This is a genomic window from Allokutzneria sp. NRRL B-24872 (assembly GCF_002155965.1).
In the GTDB taxonomy this organism is placed as follows: Bacteria; Actinomycetota; Actinomycetes; order Mycobacteriales; family Pseudonocardiaceae; genus Allokutzneria.
In genome coordinates this window covers 1-696 of sequence record NZ_MUMH01000416.1, presented here as the reverse complement: position 1 = coordinate 696, position 696 = coordinate 1, and the positions used below count along the sequence as shown (strand labels likewise).

Sequence of the window (696 nt, the reverse complement as noted above, 5' to 3'; positions counted from 1 at the left end):
GTGCCGTCGTGCTGCCGTCCGGCGACGGCCCAGACCCCGACGAGGACCAGCGAGGTGATGTACCAGACCGGCATCACCGCGCCCAGCATCCGCCCCCCGTGGGCTCGGCCGAGCACCACGCTGTCGTCGGGGAGCGCGTTGAGGATCGGGTTGATGACGAAGGCGACCGAGAACTCCACCCCCACCATCAGTCCGGTGACCACGATGGTGAACACCGCGAGTGCGTCGAGCATGACGAGCCCTCCAGAAATCTAGCGCCGCTAGCTGATGAGGCAACGCTAGTACTGCTGCCGCTCGATTGTCTAGCAGTGCTAGCATCGGGTCATGTCGGTACAGGAACGCAAGGAGCGCGAGCGGGCGGGCCGCGAGCGCCTCATCGTGACCACGGCCCGCGAACTCGCCGAGCAGCAGGGCTGGGACGCGGTCACCACCCGTCGGCTCGCCGAGCGCATCGAATACAGCCAGCCCGTCCTCTACAGCCACTTCCGCGGCAAGCGCGAGATCATCGGTGCCGTCGCCCTGGAGGGCGCCGCCGAGATGGCGGCGGCGCTCAGGGCAGCGGCCTCCGCCGCCGACGGCCCCCGCACCCGGGTCACCGCCCTGGCCCGCGTCTACCTGGACTTCGCCGAACACAACCCGGCGGTCTACGACGCCATGTTCCAGCTCGACGGCGGCCTGGCGTTCGCGCAGGAGGAC

At 69.5% G+C, this 696-nt stretch carries 1 protein-coding gene and 1 pseudogene; one reads left to right on the top strand and one right to left on the bottom strand.

Annotated elements, in window-relative coordinates:
- Positions 1-233 (bottom strand): annotated as a pseudogene (locus CCN37_RS38410) (DUF1772 domain-containing protein); the annotation flags it as partial.
- 91 nt (positions 234-324) lie between these two features.
- On the opposite strand from CCN37_RS38410, the gene CCN37_RS38405 reads away from it, so the two are divergent.
- Positions 325-696 (top strand): TetR/AcrR family transcriptional regulator (locus CCN37_RS38405; RefSeq protein ID WP_143262085.1); only part of this gene is annotated, 372 nt, incomplete at its 3' end.